17 protein-coding genes and 1 pseudogene are annotated in these 19,229 nt (G+C 66.3%); all 18 read right to left on the bottom strand.

Annotated elements, in window-relative coordinates; all coding sequences use genetic code 11:
- Positions 1–11: 11 nt before the first annotated feature.
- On the bottom strand, positions 12–929 hold the full coding sequence (locus T428_RS0102035; protein WP_025735167.1) for a F0F1 ATP synthase subunit gamma: 918 nt from the start codon (positions 927–929) through the stop codon (positions 12–14).
- Between the two features lie 6 nt (positions 930–935).
- Positions 936–2,591 carry a F0F1 ATP synthase subunit alpha gene (gene atpA, locus T428_RS0102030; RefSeq protein ID WP_025735166.1) on the bottom strand — a complete coding sequence of 552 codons (1,656 nt, stop codon included), beginning with the start codon at positions 2,589–2,591 and terminating at the stop codon, positions 936–938.
- A 52-nt stretch (positions 2,592–2,643) separates the two neighbouring features.
- Entirely contained in the window at positions 2,644–3,984 is a 1,341-nt protein-coding gene (locus T428_RS0102025; RefSeq protein WP_025735165.1) for a F0F1 ATP synthase subunit B/delta, read from the bottom strand.
- Positions 3,985–3,990: 6 nt separating this feature from the next.
- Positions 3,991–4,500, bottom strand: a complete 510-nt coding sequence (locus T428_RS0102020; RefSeq protein WP_025735164.1) for a F0F1 ATP synthase subunit B — start codon at positions 4,498–4,500, stop codon at positions 3,991–3,993.
- Between the two features lie 9 nt (positions 4,501–4,509).
- A complete protein-coding gene (locus T428_RS0102015; protein WP_156942843.1) occupies positions 4,510–4,755 on the bottom strand; it encodes a F0F1 ATP synthase subunit C in 246 nt (81 codons plus the stop codon).
- 73 nt (positions 4,756–4,828) lie between these two features.
- Complete coding sequence (gene atpB, locus T428_RS0102010) at positions 4,829–5,599, bottom strand: F0F1 ATP synthase subunit A (protein WP_025735162.1); 771 nt, start codon at positions 5,597–5,599, stop codon at positions 4,829–4,831.
- Positions 5,592–6,077 carry an ATP synthase subunit I gene (locus T428_RS0102005; protein ID WP_025735161.1) on the bottom strand — a complete coding sequence of 162 codons (486 nt, stop codon included), beginning with the start codon at positions 6,075–6,077 and terminating at the stop codon, positions 5,592–5,594. The genes atpB and T428_RS0102005 overlap by 8 nt, the downstream gene beginning before the upstream one ends.
- 224 nt (positions 6,078–6,301) lie before the next feature.
- Positions 6,302–7,523 (bottom strand): annotated as a pseudogene (locus T428_RS25060) (glycosyltransferase family 4 protein).
- A 29-nt stretch (positions 7,524–7,552) separates the two neighbouring features.
- The gene (locus tag T428_RS0101995) at positions 7,553–8,206 is read right to left on the bottom strand and encodes an L-threonylcarbamoyladenylate synthase (RefSeq protein ID WP_025735160.1); all 654 of its coding nucleotides are present in this window, start codon (positions 8,204–8,206) and stop codon (positions 7,553–7,555) included.
- Positions 8,203–9,045: a peptide chain release factor N(5)-glutamine methyltransferase gene (gene prmC / locus T428_RS0101990; protein WP_025735159.1), complete on the bottom strand. Its 843-nt coding sequence runs from the start codon at positions 9,043–9,045 to the stop codon at positions 8,203–8,205. The genes T428_RS0101995 and prmC overlap by 4 nt, the downstream gene beginning before the upstream one ends.
- Complete coding sequence (prfA, locus tag T428_RS0101985) at positions 9,042–10,115, bottom strand: peptide chain release factor 1 (RefSeq protein ID WP_025735158.1); 1,074 nt, start codon at positions 10,113–10,115, stop codon at positions 9,042–9,044. Before prfA ends, prmC begins: the two co-directional genes overlap by 4 nt.
- Before the next feature lie 78 nt (positions 10,116–10,193).
- Complete coding sequence (gene rpmE / locus T428_RS0101980) at positions 10,194–10,433, bottom strand: 50S ribosomal protein L31 (protein ID WP_025735157.1); 240 nt, start codon at positions 10,431–10,433, stop codon at positions 10,194–10,196.
- A 240-nt stretch (positions 10,434–10,673) separates the two neighbouring features.
- On the bottom strand, positions 10,674–12,527 hold the full coding sequence (gene rho, locus T428_RS0101975; RefSeq protein WP_025735156.1) for a transcription termination factor Rho: 1,854 nt from the start codon (positions 12,525–12,527) through the stop codon (positions 10,674–10,676).
- A gap of 267 nt (positions 12,528–12,794) precedes the next feature.
- Entirely contained in the window at positions 12,795–13,739 is a 945-nt protein-coding gene (gene thrB / locus T428_RS0101970; protein ID WP_025735155.1) for a homoserine kinase, read from the bottom strand.
- On the bottom strand, positions 13,736–14,818 hold the full coding sequence (gene thrC, locus T428_RS0101965) for a threonine synthase (protein ID WP_025735154.1): 1,083 nt from the start codon (positions 14,816–14,818) through the stop codon (positions 13,736–13,738). Before thrC ends, thrB begins: the two co-directional genes overlap by 4 nt.
- Positions 14,815–16,140, bottom strand: coding sequence for a homoserine dehydrogenase (locus T428_RS0101960; protein ID WP_025735153.1), 1,326 nt, complete (start codon positions 16,138–16,140; stop codon positions 14,815–14,817). The genes thrC and T428_RS0101960 overlap by 4 nt, the downstream gene beginning before the upstream one ends.
- 3 nt (positions 16,141–16,143) lie before the next feature.
- On the bottom strand, positions 16,144–17,562 hold the full coding sequence (gene lysA / locus T428_RS0101955) for a diaminopimelate decarboxylase (RefSeq protein ID WP_025735152.1): 1,419 nt from the start codon (positions 17,560–17,562) through the stop codon (positions 16,144–16,146).
- Positions 17,559–19,211: an arginine--tRNA ligase gene (gene argS / locus T428_RS0101950; protein ID WP_025735151.1), complete on the bottom strand. Its 1,653-nt coding sequence runs from the start codon at positions 19,209–19,211 to the stop codon at positions 17,559–17,561. The genes lysA and argS overlap by 4 nt, the downstream gene beginning before the upstream one ends.
- Between the last annotated feature and the right edge of the window lie 18 nt (positions 19,212–19,229).

The raw sequence follows: 19,229 nt of genomic DNA, 5'->3' as shown, positions 1-19,229 counted from the left end.
TCCTCGTGGTGCTATCGGGCTCGGGCGTCGGCGAGCGCGTTTGCGCCGCCGACGATTTCGCTGATCTCCTGGGTGATCTGGGCCTGCCGCTCGCGGTTCGCCATGAGCGTCAGCGCCTTGATGAGGTCGTCGGCGTTGTCGGTCGCCGACTTCATGGCCCGCTGGCGCGACGCCAGCTCCGACGCCGCCGATTCCAGCAACGCGGTGTAAACGCGAGTGGTCACATAGCGCGGCAACAGGGCGTCGAACAATGTCGTCGCGTCCGGCTCGAACGAGTACAGGGTATGCAGTGGCTCCGGCTCGTCGGCGTACTCGACCACCATCGGAGCCATCCGGTGAGCCACCGTGGCCTGCGACAACATCGACTTGAATTCAGTGTAGACGATGTGCAATTCGTCGACGGCCCCGTTGTCCGATTCCTCGTCGGCGCCGTCGCTGCCCGGGATGAAAGCGTCCACCAGCGTGGAGGCGATCTCGGCGGCCTTCTCGACCGCGGGTTGCTCGGAGAAGCCGGTCCAGGATTCAGTGATGTTCCAGTTTCGGAAAGTGTAGTAGCCCAACGCCTTACGACCGACCACGTAGAGCACCGGCGTTTTGCCTTCTTCCCGCAGCAGCGAGAACAGCTCCTCGGCGCGGCGGAACACGCTGGAGTTGTAGGCGCCACACAGACCTCGGTCCGAGGAGACCACCAGCACGCCGGCCCGTTTCGGTTCGGGCCGCTCGACTAGCAACGGGTGATCCAGCGCCGCCTCGCTGGACAGCGTGGTCAGCATGTTGGTGATCTCTTCCGTATACGGGCGGGCAGCCTGAAGCCGGCTCTGGGCCTTGCCGATACGCGACGTCGCGATCAGCTCCTGGGCCTTGGTGATCTTCTTGATCGCACCGGCGGACCGAATCCGTCCGCGCAACTCGCGAAGTGTGGCAGCCATCGAGTATTACTTCTTCTTCTCTTCCGGCGCGGGCTTGTTGACCTTCACCGATTCCTTGGCCAGGTCCTCCTCGTCGAGGGCCGCGACGTGTTCGTCCGGCACCACCGAGCCGCCACCGGTGGCGGCGAAGAAGCCCTTCTTGAACTTCTTGATGATTTCCTCGAGCTGCTTCTCGACCTCTTCGGAAAGCTTTCCGCTGTCCCGGATTGCGGCCAGGGTGCTGTCCTCCGACGCCCGCATGTGGTCGAGCAACTCGGTCTCGAACCGGCTGACGTCCTCGACGGGTACCGAGTCCAGGTGACCGCCGGTGCCCAGGAAGATCGAAACCACTTGCTCCTCAACGGGCATCGGCTGGTACTGCGGCTGCTTGAGCAGCTCGACCAGCCGGGCGCCGCGATCCAGCTGCGCCTTGGAGGTGGCGTCCAGGTCCGAGGCGAACGCGGCGAACGCTTCCAACTCGCGGTACTGCGAGAGGTCCAAGCGGAGACTTCCTGCTACCTCTTTCATAGCCTTGATCTGCGCGGCACCACCGACTCGGGACACCGAGACACCGACGTTGATGGCCGGCCGCACGCCCTGGTTGAACAGGTCGGACTCCAGGAAGCACTGTCCGTCGGTGATCGAGATGACGTTGGTGGGGATGTAAGCCGAGATGTCGTTGGCCTTGGTCTCGATGATCGGCAGGCCGGTCATCGAACCGCCACCGAGCTCATCGGAGAGCTTGGCACAGCGCTCCAGCAGCCGCGAGTGCAGGTAGAACACGTCACCCGGGTAGGCCTCGCGGCCGGGCGGGCGACGGAGCAGCAGCGAGATGGCGCGGTACGCCTCGGCCTGCTTGCTCAGGTCGTCGAAGACGATCAGCACGTGCTTGCCGTCGTACATCCAGTGCTGGGCGATCGCCGAACCGGTGTACGGCGCAAGCCATTTGAACCCGGCGGCGTCGGACGCCGGCGCCGCGACGATGGTGGTGTAGTCCATCGCGCCGCCCTCCTCCAAGGCGCGGCGCACCGAGGCAATGGTGGTGCCCTTCTGGCCGATGGCCACGTAGACGCAGCGCACCTGCTTCTTCTCGTCGCCGCTCTCCCAGTTCTGCCGCTGGTTGAGGATCGTGTCGACGCAGACGGCGGTCTTGCCGGTCTTGCGGTCACCGATGATCAACTGGCGCTGGCCCCGACCGATCGGGGTCATCGCGTCGATGGCCTTGATGCCGGTCTGCAGCGGCTCGCTGACGCTTTGGCGCTGAACCACCGACGGCGCCTGGATTTCCAGCGCCCGGCGGACGTCGGTCTCGATGTCGCCTTGGCCGTCGATCGGCTCGCCCAGCGGGTTGACCACGCGGCCCAAGAACGCGTCGCCGACGGGCACCGAGAGGACCTCGCCGGTCCGCTTGACCTGTTGGCCTTCTTCGATCTTCTCGAAGTCACCCAGGATGACCGCACCGACGCTGTGCTCGTCGAGGTTGAGCGCGACGCCAAGCACCCCGCCGGAGAACTCGAGCAGTTCCTGGGTCATGACCGACGGCAGACCGTCGACGTGCGCGATCCCGTCTCCGGCGTCGACGACGGTGCCGACCTCTTCGCGAGAGGTGTCGGAAGTAAAGGAGCCTACGTACTCCTCGATTGCGCTCTGGATGTCATCAGCGGAGATTGTCAACTCGGCCATGGCTTTTCGTCTTCCTACTTGGTTCTGTCGTTCGCGAGGTTTTGGTTGGGGTTCAGTCGAGCACTTGTGCCTCGGCCGCGGCCAGGCGAGACGAGAGCGTCCCGTCGATCACCTCGTCGGCCACAGAGATCAGCAATCCACCGAGCAGTTCCGGCTCGATCTGCAGGTGCACCGTCACCGGGTGACCGTAGATGCGACCGAGCACCTCGGTGAGGCGGGCCCGCTGGGCGTCGCTGAGCTCGGCCGCCGCACTGACTTGGGCGATGACTTCGCCGCGGCGAGCCGCCGCCACTTCCGCCAGGAAGCCGATGGCCTCTTCGGCCGACTGACCGCTCAGCAGCTCGATCGTCTGGGTCAACAGTGCCAGCACGATCGGGTTGACCCGAGCGCTCGAACTGTCAAGTACGTTGCGCAGCAACGTGACTCGCTGCTCGGCCGGAACGACGTAGTCGCCCAGCAAGATCGCCAATCGCGGCTGGGCATCCAGGACCCGCGAAAAGCGGAAGAGCTGGTCTTCGACCTCGTCGACCTGTCCCTCGCGCTCGGCGATCTCCAGCAGCGCCTGTCGTGACACGTGCTCGATCGCATCGCCCAGATCGGCGTTGGCCGACCAACGCTCCGAGACCGCCGCACGCAGCACCTCGAGCGTGGCGTCGCCGACCTTGCCGGACACCAGCCGCTCCATCAGCCGAACGCGCGGCGACGCGTCTTCTGCAGGCACGGTGAGATAGCGCGTGACGACGGCTTCCCGGCTCAGCAGTTGACCCACCGATACCAGTTCGCCCGACAGCTTGGACAGCGCGTTGTTGTCCAAATCCTTGGCGATCGCCGTGAATCGGTCCGACAGGTTGGCCAGCGCTTCCCGGCTCGACGAGCGCAGCTTGGCCAGCAGCGGATACTGAACGTCGGCCGATGACGGCGCTATTTCGTCCAGCTCGTCCAGGAATCGGTCCACGGTTGACGCTTGCTGGTCGGCGTCGGCGACGTAGTTGCGCACCAATTCCCGTGCCTGACGCACGGATTCGTGACCAAGTTCCAGGCGGAGCTGGCGACTCAGCTGGGTCCGCAGCAATTCGACCTGCCGCGATCCCTGCCCGGTGATGCGCGCCGCTTCGACTTCGGCCTGAGCGCGCAACTGCTCGGTGATGCGCTCCGCGTCGGACTTGGCCTCTTCGACGACGCGTTCGGCTTCGGCCTTCGCGGATTCGACGGCCTTGCTATGCGCGGTAGTCGAATCGGCCAGGCGGTCGGCGGCCTTCGCCGATTCCTCCAGCTGCTGGCGCACCGTGTTCTGGCGAGCGGTCATCAATTTGCGCGCCGGCGGCACGACATAACACACCACCAGGAACACGATGGCGGCGAAGCCGATCAGCTGCCCAATAAACGTCGACATTGATGATTACCTTGTCGCGGCAGTGGTTGTGACGTCGACACCGAGGATGCGGCTGGCCAACGTCGCCGACATGGCAGCCACGTTGGCACGCAAATCCAGTTCCACGGCGTCTCTTTCCCGCTTCAATTGCTCGGCGGCCGTCTGCACGGTCGATGCGACCTGCTGCTCGGCGCGGGCGCGCGCGTCCTCGATGACCTTACGACCCTCGGCCCGGGCGTGGTCCCGGTAGGACGACGCTTGAACGCGGGCTTCCCGCATGGCCTCGTCGTAATCCGCTTGGGCTGCTTCGAACTGCTCGTTCGCCTTCTTGTTGTCGGTGGCGGTCTTGGCGACCATTGCGTCGCGTTCGCGCAACACCTTCATGACCGGCGGCACGACGAACGTGCCGATGACGGCCAGCACGATCAAGAAGATCGCCAGCACGAAGAAGAAAGTGCCGTTGGGGACGAGGAAGTTATTGCCCTCCTCGGCTGCTAACTGGCTGGACGCCAGAACGTTACGGCTCGCGTCACCCATCACTGCGAACTAGCCGACGGGAGTGGCGAACACGAACAGCGCCATGAAGGCCAGGTTGATGAAGTACGCCGCCTCAACCAGACCGACGGTGATGAAGAACGGCGTGAACAACCGGCCTTGCGCCTCCGGTTGACGGGCGATTCCGGTAACCAGCGCGTTACCGGCGATACCGTCACCGATACCGGCACCGATTGCGCCGCCGCCCATGATGATTCCACCGCCGATGAGAGCAGCGGCAGCGACTTGGGGGTCCAGGGCCATTCTTATCCTCCTTGTAACTGGTAGGGGTCTACCAGGCTTTCTGTAATGGTTTGTGGCTCAGGGCAGATCAAGGGTGTTCTCGGTCATGGTGATCCTCGATCTCCATGGCTTGGCTGAAGTACAGGATGGTCAGGATCGAGAAGATGAACGCCTGGATCGCACCGACGAACAGGTCGAAGGATTTCCAGATCGCGTTCGGCGCCCACATGATGTAGGGCGGGAAGAGCGCGATCAGCGCGACCAGGATGCCGCCGGCGAAGATGTTGCCGAAAAGTCGCAGCGACAACGAGATCGGCTTGGCGAGTTCCTCGACGAGGTTGATCGGCGCGAGGAACGCCACGTGACCCTTGAGCACCGCCAGCGGGTGGCCGACGATGCCGCGGCGCCAGATACCGGCGACGTGGTAGCAGACGAAGACGAAAAGGGCCAGGGCCAGAACGTAATTGATGTCCGCGGCCGCCGAGCTGAGCAATTCGGTGGTGTGCCCGGACTTGTCGGTGTACTGCAACGGCAGCACCGACAGCCAGTTGGAGATCAGGATGAAGATGAAGATGGTGACCGCCAGCGGCAAGACGAACGGCGCGATGCGCATCCCCACCGCGCTCTCGATCTGATCGCGCATCTGGACGGTGATGACCTCCCAGAACAGCTGCACGCCGCTGGGAACGCCGGTCGAGGTGATCTTCGCGCGCAGGAAGAAGGCCAGCGCGATCATGATCAGCGCCGCAATGGCGGTCGACAGGATGGTGTCGGTGTTGACGGTCATCCCGAGCCAGGTGGCGTGGCTGTGCTCGCCGACCTCGATTGCGCTCTCGGCCAACAACCTCGTCTCACTCATCGCTGGTGTTCCCTCTTTCGGTACCTTCGGAGGCCGACTCGGCCCAGTCGCCGGCGCGCAGCTTCTTCCACACCGGCAGCGCGGTCGAGAGCACCAACACCACCTGGAACAGGGCCAAGCCGAACACCACGCCCAGACCGGCGGGCCGGAAAATGTAAGCAATGACCAAGCTGATGACGGTGATGATCGCCAGCCGTGTCGCCGAGTTCAGCGCCATCGTGCTTTTCATCGGATGTTCTTTCGCGGTTATCGGATGTTCTTTCGCGGTTATCGATGCCACCGAGCGGCGCACCAGAAGCGCGTTGAGCAAACCCAGCAGCAATCCGACGCCGAAGAACACCCCGACCATCAGGTGACCGCAGAAATAGGCGGCAGCTACCGCCACCAAGGTGATCGCGCCGCAGACCACCAGCAGCCGGAATGGATTGAATGCAACAGAGGGAAACACCAACGGCGCGTCCTGCGCTGGTGTCGTCACTGCAGCACCTCAATCCGGACTGGTGGAGCGGAAAACTTCCGACCGACTGATCGGTAGCCCGCCGAGCGTATCGCACGTCACAGTGGATTCTCTCAAGGGGTAGCTCCCTTAGTCGGTCGTCGATCGGCGCCAGCGGAAAACGATCCGGCGGGCCGACTGGCCGGCAACCCTCAAGATTCTTTTTGGGGTTCTACCAGCACCGTACCATAAGGCCGGTGCTGCTACTACTGCCCGTCGTAGTGCTCGTCGTCGTAGTCCTCGCGGCGGCGCAACACGCGGGATCGCCGTCGCTACGCCGGCAACCACGATGGCACCGAGCATCACCGCGCCGGTGTCGCGCGGGTTGAAAAAGATGGTGCTGGCGGCGCCGAACGCGACAATGCCGACCCATAGATAGATGAGCAGCACCACCCGACGATGCGAATGGCCGATCTGCAGCAACCGGTGGTGTAGATGCATTTTGTCGGGGCTGAAGGCGCTGCGACCGGCCCGGGTGCGCCGCACGATGGCCAGCAGCAGGTCGAGCATCGGCACGAACATCACCGCTACCACCAGCAGGAACGGCGACAGCAGGGCAAACACATCGCGGGCGCCGTAAGCGTTTTGCGAGATCGGGCCCGCCGCGGTGGTGGACGCGGCCGCGAGCATGAGGCCGATCAGCATCGAGCCGGAGTCGCCCATGAAGATCTTGGCCTTGTGGAAGTTGTGTGGCAGGAAGCCCAGGCAGGCGCCGGCCAGCACGACGGAGATGACGGCGGGCGGGTAGAACAGCACGTCGCCGCCGTGGTCGCGGAGCAGGCCGACCGAGAAGATGCAGATCGCCAGCGCGGTGATGAGTCCGAGCCCGGCCGCCAGACCGTCGAGCCCGTCGACGAAGTTCATCGCGTTGACAATCGACACGGTCAGCGCCAGCGTCAGCAGGATCGACGAGGCCTGGTCCAGCACGATGGTGCCGACGCCCCCGAACGGGATGTACAGCACGCTCCAGGCAACGCCCATCGTGACCAGCACGCTGGCCGCGGTGATCTGGCCGGCGAATTTCGTCAGGGCATCCAGACCCCAGCGGTCGTCGATGAGCCCGATGCCCATGATCACCGCGCCGGCCACCATGACCGCGGGCATGCCGGTGGAATAGACGAACCCGCGGGTCAGCGCGGGCAGCTGGGAAGCCAGGAACACCGCGGATGCCACACCGACGAACATCGCCAGCCCGCCCATGCGCGGGGTCGGCGTGACGTGCACATCGCGTTCCCGCGGATAGGCGACGGCCCCCAACCGGGTGGCCAGCACCCGCACCGGTCCGGTCACGAAGTAGGTGATGATCGCGGCGGTCAGTCCGACCAATGCCAGCTCACGCAGCGGAACCCCGGCACCGCGATCGGCCAGGGCGTGCAAACCAGCGGCGAGGTTGACGAGATCGCTGGACACCACGAGACCGTACGCCACCTTCCTGAGACTTCGTCACCGATGCGCCGCTAGGCGATCAACCGTTCCGGTTCCATTCCAAGCACTTCCGCGATTCGCTCGACACTGACCGGTCCGGACCGCAGCAGCCGCGGTGTATCTCCGGTGAGGTCGACGATGGTCGAGGCGGCCTGCTGTTCGGCGGGTCCCGCGTCGAGATAGACGTCGACGAGATCGCCGAGCTGGTCGCGGGCCTCGGCGGCGGTGACCGCCGGTGGGCGCCCGGAGACGTTGGCGCTGGACACCGCCATCGGCCCGACCTCGCGTAACAGCTCGATCGCGACCGGGTGCAGTGGCATCCGCAGCATCACGGTGCCGCGGGCATCGCCCAGATCCCACTGCAACGACGGCGCTTGCGCCACAACCAAACTCAGTGCGCCGGGCCAGAACGCCCGAATCAGTTCGCGGGCCCCGTCGGGCATCGTGTAGACCAGGCCCTCGATGGTGTGCCAGGACCCGACCAGCACGCCGACCGGCGTATCGCGTCCGCGCCCCTTGGCCGCCAGCAGTGCGGTCACCGCGGAGTTGTCGAAGGCGTCGGCGCCGATGCCGTACACGGTGTCGGTCGGCATCACCACCAGCCGGCCACCCTTGAGCGCCCCTATGGCCGAGCTGATGCCGACCGAACGCTGTTCGGGTTCAGCGCAATTGAACACCTCAGTCACTCGGCGCTCCTCATGGCGGTCACGAACCTCGGCCGGCCGGTGAGATCTCGCCGCACCCGGATGTCGTCGAAAAGCCCGGTGCGATCGATCAATTCGACGGTGAGCGACGACGTGGTGTCGTCGTGCTCGACGGCAATCAGGCCGCCGGGGCGCAGCCAGCGTCCGGCGACGTCCACCACCGCGTCGATCACCGCCATCCCGTCCAGGCCGCCGAACACCGCGTGCGGCGGATCATGCTGGGCGACTTCGGGATCCAGCTTGACACCGTCGGGCACGTAGGGCGGATTGGCGACCAGCAGGTCGACTCGTCCGTCCAGCTCGGGAAGCAGGCCTGCCGCGGTGACGTCGGCGCGAACCAGCTCCACCGCGGTGCCCTCGACGTTGCGGCGCGCGTAGTCCAGGGCCACCTCCGTGTCGTCGATGGCGATCACCCGCGCGGCGGGTCGATGCCGGGACAGCGCGACCGCCAAAGCGCCGGAGCCGGTGCACAAATCGACGATCACCGGCTTTGAAGCGAGGCGTTGTGCGGTGGCCCACTCGAGGATGGCCTCGGTCTCCGGCCGCGGGATGAAGACGCCGGGGCCGACCTGCAGCACAACCGGGCCGAATGCCGCGGTCCCGGTGAGATGCTGCAACGGCACGCGTCGCGAGCGGGCGGCGACGACATCGTGGTAGCGCGTCAGGAATTCGTCGTCGATCGACTCGATCAGGGTTAGCCGCCCGCGCTCGGCACCCGCGACGTGCGCGGCCAACTCCTCGGCATCCCAACGCGCAGAATCGATTCCGGCTTCGGCCAGCATCGCCGCAGCAGAGTCGATTGCGCGCCGCAGGACGGTCATGCCTGTTGCAGCCGGGCCTGTTTTTCGGCGGCGCTCAATGCGTCGAACAGCGCATCCAAGTCACCGTCGAGAACCTGGTCGAGATTGTGTGACTTGAAACCGATCCGATGATCGGTGATCCGGTTCTCCGGGAAGTTGTAGGTGCGAATGCGCTCACTGCGATCCACGGTGCGGATCTGGCTGGCCCGGTCCGCCGACGCGTCGGCCTGCGCCTGCTCCTCGGCGAGCGCCTGCAGTCGGGCGGCCAGCACCTGCATCGCCCGGATCTTGTTCTGCAACTGCGATCGCTCGTTTTGGCAGGTGACGACGATTCCGGTGGGCAGGTGGGTGATGCGCACCGCCGAGTCGGTGGTGTTGACGCCCTGGCCGCCCTTGCCGGACGAGCGGTAGACGTCGATGCGCAGATCCGACTCGTCGATCTGCACCTCGCCGACTTCCTCGGGTTCGGGATAGACCAGCACGCCGGCCGCCGAAGTATGCACGCGGCCTTGGGATTCCGTCACCGGCACGCGTTGCACGCGGTGTACCCCGCCCTCGAACTTCAGGCGTGACCACACCCCGTCGGCCGAGTCGCCCTTGCTCGCGATCGTCAGCGACGCATCCTTGTACCCGCCGAGGTCGGAGGTGGTTTCGTCCAGCACCGTGACCGTCCAGCCGTGCCGCTCGGCGTAGCGGATGTACATCCTGGCCAGATCGGCGGCGAACAATGCCGATTCCTCGCCGCCTTCACCGGATTTGACCTCGAGCACGACGTCGTCGGCGTCGTGCGGATCGCGCGGCGCCAGCATGTCGGTGAGCTGGGTGTCCAGTTCGGCCACCCGTGCTTCGAGTTCGACGACCTCGTCGGCGAATGAATCGTCGTCGGCGGCCAGTTCGCGGGCGGTCTCCAAATCGTCGCGCGCCGACTCCAACTTGCGATGCGTGGCCACGATCGGGGCCAGGCGGGCGAATCGGCGGCCGGCCTTGCGCGCCTCGTCGGGATTGCCGTGCAGCTCGGGGTCGGCCAGTCGCCGCTCCAGTTCGGCGTGCTCGGCGAGCAGCACGTCAATCGTCTGTACCGGCTGCGTCATCACACACCTCCTCCCGCAAACGCGAACCGACGCCCGGCCTGCGCGGTTGCGTGCACAGTTCGGGCGTCGGTAAGGCAGCTATTTGTCGGCCGATTCCTTGTCGGCTCCGGCCTTGCGCTTTCCGTAGCGCTTCTCGAAGCGCGCCACGCGGCCACCGCTGTCCAGGATCTTCTGCTTACCCGTGTAGAACGGGTGGCACTGCGAGCAAACCTCGACGGTGATGTGACCGCCTTCTTTGGTGCTGCGCGTGGTGAACGTGTTGCCGCAACCGCAGAGCACGGTGGTCTCCGCGTAGGCGGGATGAATGTCAGCTTTCATGATGTCCCTCTTCGGTCGTTGTCGCCCTGGTCCCCCGCAGGGATCCGGCCGTCGGGCGTGAACTCGGAGCCTCACCGGGGGCTCCGGGCAGTCGACGCTCGATTATGCCAGGTCAACTCCCTTCTGCCCAAACACCGAGATGCTCCCGCACATTCCCGGCGGCCGGCCTCGCCGTCTCAAGCCACGGCGGCGTGTCGGGTGCGTGGTTCAAATGTCGCGGTTCAGCGGCGGCGCACAGCGCTAGTCGTTGTCCATGCTGCCCGGCGTCGTCTTGGACACCTGGACCAGGAATTCGTAGTTGGTCTTGGTCTTGCGCAGCTGGCTCATCAGCAGGTCGATGGCCTGGTGGGAATCCAGACCCGACAGCACCCGGCGCAGCTTGTGCACGATGGCGAACTCGTCGGGTGAGAGCAGCAGCTCGTCCTTGCGAGTACCGGACGGGTTGACATCGACCGCCGGGAAGACCCGCCGCTCGGAGATCTTGCGATCCAACTTGAGCTCGGCGTTACCGGTGCCCTTGAACTCCTCGAAGATGACCGTGTCACCGGTGGACCCGGTCTCGACCATCGCCGTGGCGATGATGGTCAGCGATCCGCCTTCCTCGATGTTGCGCGCCGCGCCGAGGAAGCGTTTCGGCGGGTACAGCGCGGTGGAGTCGACACCACCGGACAGGATCCGGCCCGACGCGGGCGACGCGTTGTTGTACGCGCGGCCCAGGCGGGTGATCGAGTCGAGCAGCACCACGACGTCTTGGCCCTGCTCGACGAGCCGCTTGGCGCGTTCGATCGCCAGCTCGGCGACGGACGTGTGGTCTGACGGCGGCCGGTCGAAGGTCGAGGCGATGACCTCACCCTTGACCGAGCGCTGCATGTCGGTGACCTCTTCCGGGCGCTCGTCGACGAGCACCACCATCAGGTGGCATTCCGGGTTGTTCTTGGTGATCGCGTTGGCGATGTCCTGCAGGATCGTGGTCTTACCGGCCTTGGGCGGCGACACGATCAGGGCACGCTGGCCCTTGCCGATCGGCATGATCAGGTCGATGACCCGCGTGGTCAGCCGGTCGGGGGTGGTTTCCAGCCGCAGCCGCCGGTTGGGGTACAGCGGCGTGAGCTTGGTGAAGTCGGGCCGCTTCTTGGCGTCTTCGACGGGTCCGCCGTTGACGCTGTCCAGGCGGACCAGCGGGTTGAACTTCTGTCGCTGGTTGGGCTGCTCGCCCTCCTTGGGCACCCGCACCGCGCCGGTGACCGCGTCACCGCGGCGCAGGCCGTTCTTGCGCACCATATTCATGGAGACGTAGACGTCGTGCGGGCCGGCCAGGTAGCCGGACGTGCGCACGAAGGCGTAATTGTCGAGGACGTCAAGGATGCCGGCTACCGGCTGGACGACGTCGTCTTCGCGCAGCTCGGCCTCGCCCCCGCCGTCACCGGAGCGCTCACCGCGACGCCGGCGGTCGCGGAACCGGCGGCCGCCGCGGCCCTCGCCGTCGTTGTCCTGCTGGTTCGAGCCGCCGCGGCCTTGCTGGCCACCCGAGCCTTGATCGGCGTTCTGGTCGCCCGCATCCGATCCGCGGTCCTCGGTCTTGGACTCCTTCTGTCCCCCGTCGCGCCGGTCGCGCTTGTCGCCGTCGCGTGGGCCGGTGCCGTTGCGGCTCTCCGAGCCCTCACCGTCGGTCTCGTCGGCGGTGCGGGTGACCGACCCCGCTTCGCGGGAGGCGCCGCGCCGTTCCCGGCGTGGGCTCTCGTTCGCCGAATCCGGCTGTTCCCCTTGGGTAGTCGGCTCTTCGGCGGCCGTTTTCTCTTGGTTCTTGTCCTGTTCGGACTTGCCGGTGTCCTCGGACGGGGTGGCGACGGCGGAGGTGCCGTTGGCCTGTCCCCTGATTTCCTTGATCGCGGCAATGAGTTCGTTCTTACGCATCCCCGACGTCCCCTTGACGCCGGCCTGACTGGCCAGCGCACGCAACTCGGGCAGCACCATGGTGGACAGGGAGCCGGCCGAGACGTTGGTTTTGACGTCCGGAGTGTCTGTGGTCACGGCGTTCGACAACTGATTGCTGTCGGTGCTTTCGTCAGCCGTGAACAGGTCCGTATCAGTCACGGATTTCCTTTCTTCCCTCGCTGATCACGTCATACGAGGGTTCGTTGCATTCAGCCAAATTGCCGAGTGCGCCCAATCATCGACTCTGCAACGGTGATCGCCTGGGATGGCGGAGAAAACGGCGAACCTCGTTCACGAGAAGAATTGGTGTTGTACCAGCGGCAAGGCAGTGTGTATGCAGATGCAGATGACTGCGATTGCTGGACGATGCCGAGGATAGCCCGCATCTGTGCTCGAAGCAAGCAAACCCTCCGGTGAGCTTGTGGATTAACCGGCGACGGTGACGCCCGGGCTCCACCGAACCCGTTCGCCGGCCGTCATCTCTGAGATGGTAAATCCGTTCGCAACGCCGCAGTCCAGCGCCTCGGACGGCAACTCCGACTCGGTGGTCAATGCGATAACCGACGGACCCGCCCCCGACAGCGTCGCCGACACATTAAGACGCCGCAGCAGCCGCAGATATTCCGCCGACGCGGGCATCGCGGGGGCCCGTTGCGGTTGATGAAGCAGGTCCTCGGTGGCCGCCATCAGCAGATCCGGGCGTTCGGTCAGCGCGACCACCAGCAATGCGGCGCGGCTGACGTTGAAGCGGGCGTCCTCGTGGCTGACCTGGGCGGGCAGCAGCACCCGCGTCTCGGCGGTCGACGAGCGCTGCTCCGGGATCGCACAGAACAGCCGGATATCGGGGTGCAGTGCCAGCGGGATGGCGGAGTACACGGGCGCTTCGCCGCCTTGCTCGGTCCACGAAACCACGGCACCGCCCAGCACCGCCGCCGCGGCGTTGTCCGGGTGGCCCTCGAACTCCGCGGCCAGCTGGATCAACTGGGCATCGCTAAATGGGGTCGAATCCATCTGTGCGACAAGACCATTGACGGCAGCCAGTCCGCTGACCACGGCTGCCGCGGACGAGCCCAGGCCGCGGGAATGCGGGATGGCGTTGCGGCAGCGCACCACCATGCCGGGGGCCCGGACACCGGCGGCCTGCAACCCGCGCTCGATGGCGCGCACCACCAGATGCTCGGGGCCCAGCGGCACCTGGCCCGCGCCCTCCCCTTCGACCTGCACAACCAAGCCGGAATCGGTTGTCTCCAGGATGATCTCGTCGTAGAGACTCAGCGCGAGACCGAGGCTGTCGAAACCCGGGCCGAGGTTGGCGCTGGACGCCGACACCGCGGCGCTGGCCACCAGCCCGGCGGGCAGCTTCTGGGTCACGCCAGCCCGAGCTTCTCTAACACGAGTACAGGATCCACCGGCAGCGGCGACACGCTCGGCATATCCCTCAGCGCCGTGTCCGGATCCTTGAGTCCGTTGCCGGTCACCGTGCACACCACCGTCGATCCGCGGGGGACCCAGCCGTCTTCGACGGACTTGAGCAGACCCGCGATGCTGGCCGCCGACGCCGGCTCGACGAACACGCCTTCGGATTCGGCCACCAGATGGTAGGCCGCCAGGATCTCCTCGTCGGTCGCGGCCAGGAAGCGCCCATTGGATTGCTCTTGGGCCGCAACGGCCGCCGTCCACGACGCCGGCGAACCGATGCGGATCGCGGTGGCGATCGTCTCGGGGTCTTTGACGGGTTTGCCGTGCACCAGGGGCGCGGCGCCGGCCGCCTGGGTGCCCAGCATGCGGGGCAACTTCTCGAACACGCCGTCCTGGTGGTACTCGGTGTAGCCCTTCCAGTACGCGGTGATGTTGCCGGCGTTGCCGACGGGCAGCGAGTGGACGTCCGGGGCGGTGCCCAGCGCGTCCACGATTTCGAACGCCGCCGTCTTTTGGCCCTCGATACGCACCGGGTTGACCGAGTTGACCAACGAGATCGTCGGGAAATCGGCCGTCATCTTGCGGGCCAACTCCAGACAGTCGTCGAAGTTACCGTCGATCTGGATGATCTTGACGCCGTGCATGACCGCTTGCGCGAGTTTGCCCATCGCGATCTTGCCCTGCGGGATCAGCACCGCGCAGGTGATGCCGGCGCGCGCCGCGTAGGCCGCCGCCGACGCCGAGGTGTTTCCGGTGGACGCGCACAACACGGCCTGCTGCCCGCGGGCCACCGCGTCGGTGACCGCCATCGTCATGCCCCGGTCCTTGAAGGAGCCGGTGGGGTTGAGGCCCTCGACCTTCAGGTGGACCGTGCAGCCGGTCTTCTCCGAGAGCCGGGTCGCCGAGATCAGCGGCGTGCCGCCTTCGAGCAGGGTGATCGGCGTCCAGTCGGCGCCGACCGGTAACCGGTCGCGGTAGGCGGCGATCAACCCCGGCCAGGGTTGGTGGACCGCGGTACGCGGCGCGCTCATATGCTGGTTCCTTCCAATCTCAGCACGCTTGCCACACTCTGCACGACGTCCAAATCGGCCAGCGCATCCACGGTTTCGGACAGTGCCGCATCGGTGGCGCGGTGCGTGACCACCACGACGCGGGCGCCGACCCGTCGTCCGCCCTCGTCCGCGACGCCTTCCTGCCGCACCTCGGCGATGCTGACCTCGCGCTTGGCGAATTCGGCCGCCACCGACGACAACACACCGGGCTTGTCCGCAACATTCATGCTGACGTAGTAGCGGGTAGAAATGAAACCCATTGGCGCGACCGGCAATTGGGCGTATTTGGATTCTTTCGGCCCACGGCTGCCCAGTACCCGGTTGCGGGCGGCCATCACCAGGTCGCCGGTGACCGCCGACGCGGTGGGCGCGCCGCCGGCGCCCTGGCCGTAGAACATCAGCCGGCCCGCCGCCTCGGCCTCCACCACCACGGCGTTGAACGCTCCGTTGACGGTGGCCAGCGGATGCTCCAGGGGCACCAGCGCCGGGTAGACGCGGGCCGAGACCCGTTGCTGGCCATCGTCGGTCGTGAGGCGTTCGCAGATGGACAGCAGCTTGATGGTGCAGCCCAACGCGTGCGCGGACGCGAAGTCGGCCGGGGTGATCTTGGTGATGCCCTCGCGATAGACGTCGTCGGCGGTTACCCGGGTGTGGAAGGCGATGGATGCCAGGATCGCGGCCTTGGCCGCGGCGTCGTAGCCCTCCACGTCGGCGGTGGGGTCGGCCTCGGCGTAACCCAGCGCGCTCGCGTCGGCCAGGGCGCTGTCGTAGTCCGTGCCGGTGCTGTCCATCGCGGAAAGGATGTAGTTGGTGGTGCCGTTGACGATGCCGGCCACCCGGATAACCGTGTCGCCGGCCAGCGACTGGGTGAGCGGGCGGATGACCGGAATCGCACCCGCGACCGCCGCCTCGAAATACAAGTCGACATGCGCGTTTTCGGCTGCCTGCGCCAATTCGCCGGTCGACGTGGCCAACAACGCCTTGTTGGCCGTGACGACGGACTTACCGTTCTCGAGCGCGGCCAGGATCGCCTTGCGCGCCGGCTCGACCGGCCCCATCAATTCGACGACGATGTCGACGTCTTCCCGCGACACCAGCTCTTCGATGTTGTCGGTGAGCAACTCGACCGGGACACCGCGATCGGCTGCGACGCGACGAACACCGATGCCGCGCAATGCAAGAGGCGCGCCGACCCGGGCCGCCAGATCGTCCGCGCTCTGTTCGATGATGCGGACGACCTCGCTGCCGACATTGCCGTACCCGAGCACCGCCACGCCGACTGGCTTTCCATTACCGGACACAGTTCACCTCACTTCCAAACTCAGCAGATCGTCGACCGTCTCCCGGCGCAGGATCGGGCGGGCCCGTCCGTCGCGCACCGCCACGACCGCGGGTCGGCAAATCATGTTGTAACGACTCGACAGCGAATAGCAGTAGGCACCGGTCGCGGCGACCCCCAGCAGGTCACCCGGTCGCAGGTCGCCGGGCACCCAGGTGTCGCGGACGACGATATCGCCGCTCTCGCAGTGCTTTCCGACGATGCGCGCCAGCGCTGCCGCCGCGTCGCTGACCCTCGACACCAGTCGGGCGTCGTATTGCGCGTCGTAGAGCGCGGTGCGGATGTTGTCGCTCATGCCGCCGTCGACGCTGACGTAGCGCCGGATCGCCTTGGTGCTGACCTCGACGTCCTTGACGGTGCCGACCTCGTAGAGCGTGATGGTGCCCGGTCCGGCGATGGCCCGTCCCGGCTCCACCACCAGCCGGGGCGCGGGCAGACCCACCGCCGCGGACTCATTGCCGATGATCGTGCTCAGCTTGGCCGCCAGTTCGGCCATCGGCGGCGGGTCGTCGGATGCCAGGTACGAGATACCAAGGCCGCCACCGAGATCCACGGTGGAGATCTGCGCGGTCTTCTCCACCCCGAACTTGACGACGATCTCCTGCAGCAGGCCGAGGACGCGGCGGGCGGCCAGTTCGAAGCCGGCGACGTCGAAGATCTGCGAGCCGATGTGGCTGTGCAACCCGACCAGGCGCAGGTGGTCGGTCGCGAATACCCGTTCCACCGCCGCCATCGCCGCGCCGCCGGCGACCGACAGGCCGAACTTCTGGTCTTCATGCGCGGTGGAGATGAACTCGTGGGTGTGCGCCTCGACGCCGACGGTGAGCCGCACGAAGACGTCCTGGACGACGCCGGCCTCGCCCGCGATCGTTTCCAGGCGCTCGATCTCGGTCATCGAGTCCACGACGATATGGCCGACCCCGGACTTGACCGCGGTCGTCAACTCCGCAATCAATTTGTTGTTGCCGTGCAGGGTGATCCGCCCCGGCGGGAAGTTGGCGTGCAGCGCCACGGCGAGTTCGCCGCCGGTGCACACGTCGAGGCAGAGGCCCTCTTCGTCGATCCAGCGCGCTATTTCGGTGCACAGGAACGCTTTTGCGGCGTAGTGCACATTGGCGCCACCGCCGAACGCCGCCGCGATCTCACGACACCGGGACCGGAAGTCGTCCTCGTCGACGACGAACAGCGGAGTTCCGTACTCGTGGGCCAGGTCGGTCACCGGGATCCCGGCGATGGCGGCCACGCCGGCCTCGTTGCGAACCATGTTGAGCGGCCACACATTCGGCGCCAGGCCCAGCAGCTCCTCCGGGGACTGCGGCCGCGGCGGGCTGTCGGTGTGACGGATTTCTTCGGCGTGCCGAGGACCGGCGGGATGGACGTTCACATTCTCTCCGGGGCGCTGACGCCGAGTATGGCCAGTCCGTTGGCGATGACCTGGCGGGTGGCCTGACACAGCGCCAGTCGGGCGATGTGCAGGTCCGTGGGTTGTTCGTCGCCCTGGGGTAATACCCGGCACGAGTCGTAGAACCGGTGGTAGTCACCGGCAAGGTCTTCCAGATAACGGCAGATCCGGTGTGGTTCGCGCAGCGACGCGGCGGTGTCGAGCACCCGCGGGAACTCGCCGATGGTGGGCAGCAGCGCGCCCTCCTTGTTGTGGCTGAGCAATTCGAGGTGCCCGGTATCGGGGATCAGGCCGAGCTCGGCGGCGTTGCGGGCCAGCGCACAGAGCCGGGCATGCGCGTATTGCACGTAATAGACCGGGTTTTCATTCGACGCCGAGGACCACAACGCCAGATCGATGTCGATCGCGGTGTCCACCGACGAGCGGATCAGGCTGTAGCGCGCGGCGTCGACGCCGAGCGTGTCGACGAGGTCGTCGAGCGTGATCACGGTGCCGGCGCGCTTGCTCATCCGCACCGGCTGGCCGTCGCGGACCAGGTTGACCATCTGCCCGATCAACACCTCGACGGTCGCGGGGTCGTCGCCGAAGGCGGCCGCCGCGGCCTTGAGCCTCGCGATGTAGCCGTGGTGGTCGGCGCCGAGCATGTAGATGCACAAGTCGAAGCCGCGTTGCCGCTTGTCCAGGTAGTACGCGATGTCTCCGGCGATGTAGGCGGGTTTGCCATCGCTTTTGATCACGACGCGGTCCTTGTCGTCACCAAAAGCACTGCTGCGCAACCAGGTTGCGCCATCCTTTTCGTAGATGTTGCCGGACGCGCGCAGGCGGGTGAGGGCCTCCTCGACCCGCCCGCTGGTGTGCATCGAGTCTTCGTGGCTGTACACGTCGAAGTCGGTGCCGAACTCGTGCAGCGTCTCCTTGATGTGGGCGAACATCAGGTCGACGCCGATCTCGCGAAACGTCTCGTGCATCTCGGTGTCCGGCAGGCTCAGCGCGTCGGGCACCTTCGCCAAGACCTGCGCGGCGATGTCGTTGATGTAGGTGCCGGCGTAGCCGTCCTGCGGGGTGGGTTCGCCCTTGGCCGCGGCGATTAAGGAGTTGGCGAACCGGTCGATCTGCGCGCCGTGGTCGTTGAAGTAGTACTCGCGGACCACGTCGGCGCCCTGCGTCGTGAGCAGCCGGCCCAGCGCGTCGCCGACGGCGGCCCAGCGCGTGCCGCCGATGTGGATCGGGCCGGTGGGGTTGGCCGAGACGAATTCCAGGTTGATCTTGGTGCCGGACAGCGTGTCGGAGTAGCCGTAGCGGTCGCCGGCGTCGATGACGTTGGTGACGACCTTGGCTTGCGCCGACGGCTCGAGGCGCAGGTTGATGAAGCCGGGACCGGCAACCTCCGCCGAGGAGATGCCGTCGGCCGCGGCCAACGCGTCGGCGAGCCATCCGGCCAGCTCACGCGGGTTGGTGCCGACCTTCTTGCCCAGCTGCATCGCCAGGTTGCTCGCGTAATCGCCGTGCTCGGGATTGCGCGGCCGCTCCACGGTGACCGCCGCAGGCAGCACCGACACGTCGAGGCCATGCTCGGCCAGCACTGCGGATGCGGTGACTTTGAGCAGCTCAGCCAGGTCAGCGGGGGTCACGAGCGTCCATCCTATTGG

The organism is Mycobacterium genavense ATCC 51234 (assembly GCF_000526915.1).
GTDB lineage: Bacteria > Actinomycetota > Actinomycetes > Mycobacteriales > Mycobacteriaceae > Mycobacterium > Mycobacterium genavense.
Note: the sequence above shows the minus strand (reverse complement) of the source record. Positions and strands in the feature narration are given on the sequence as shown.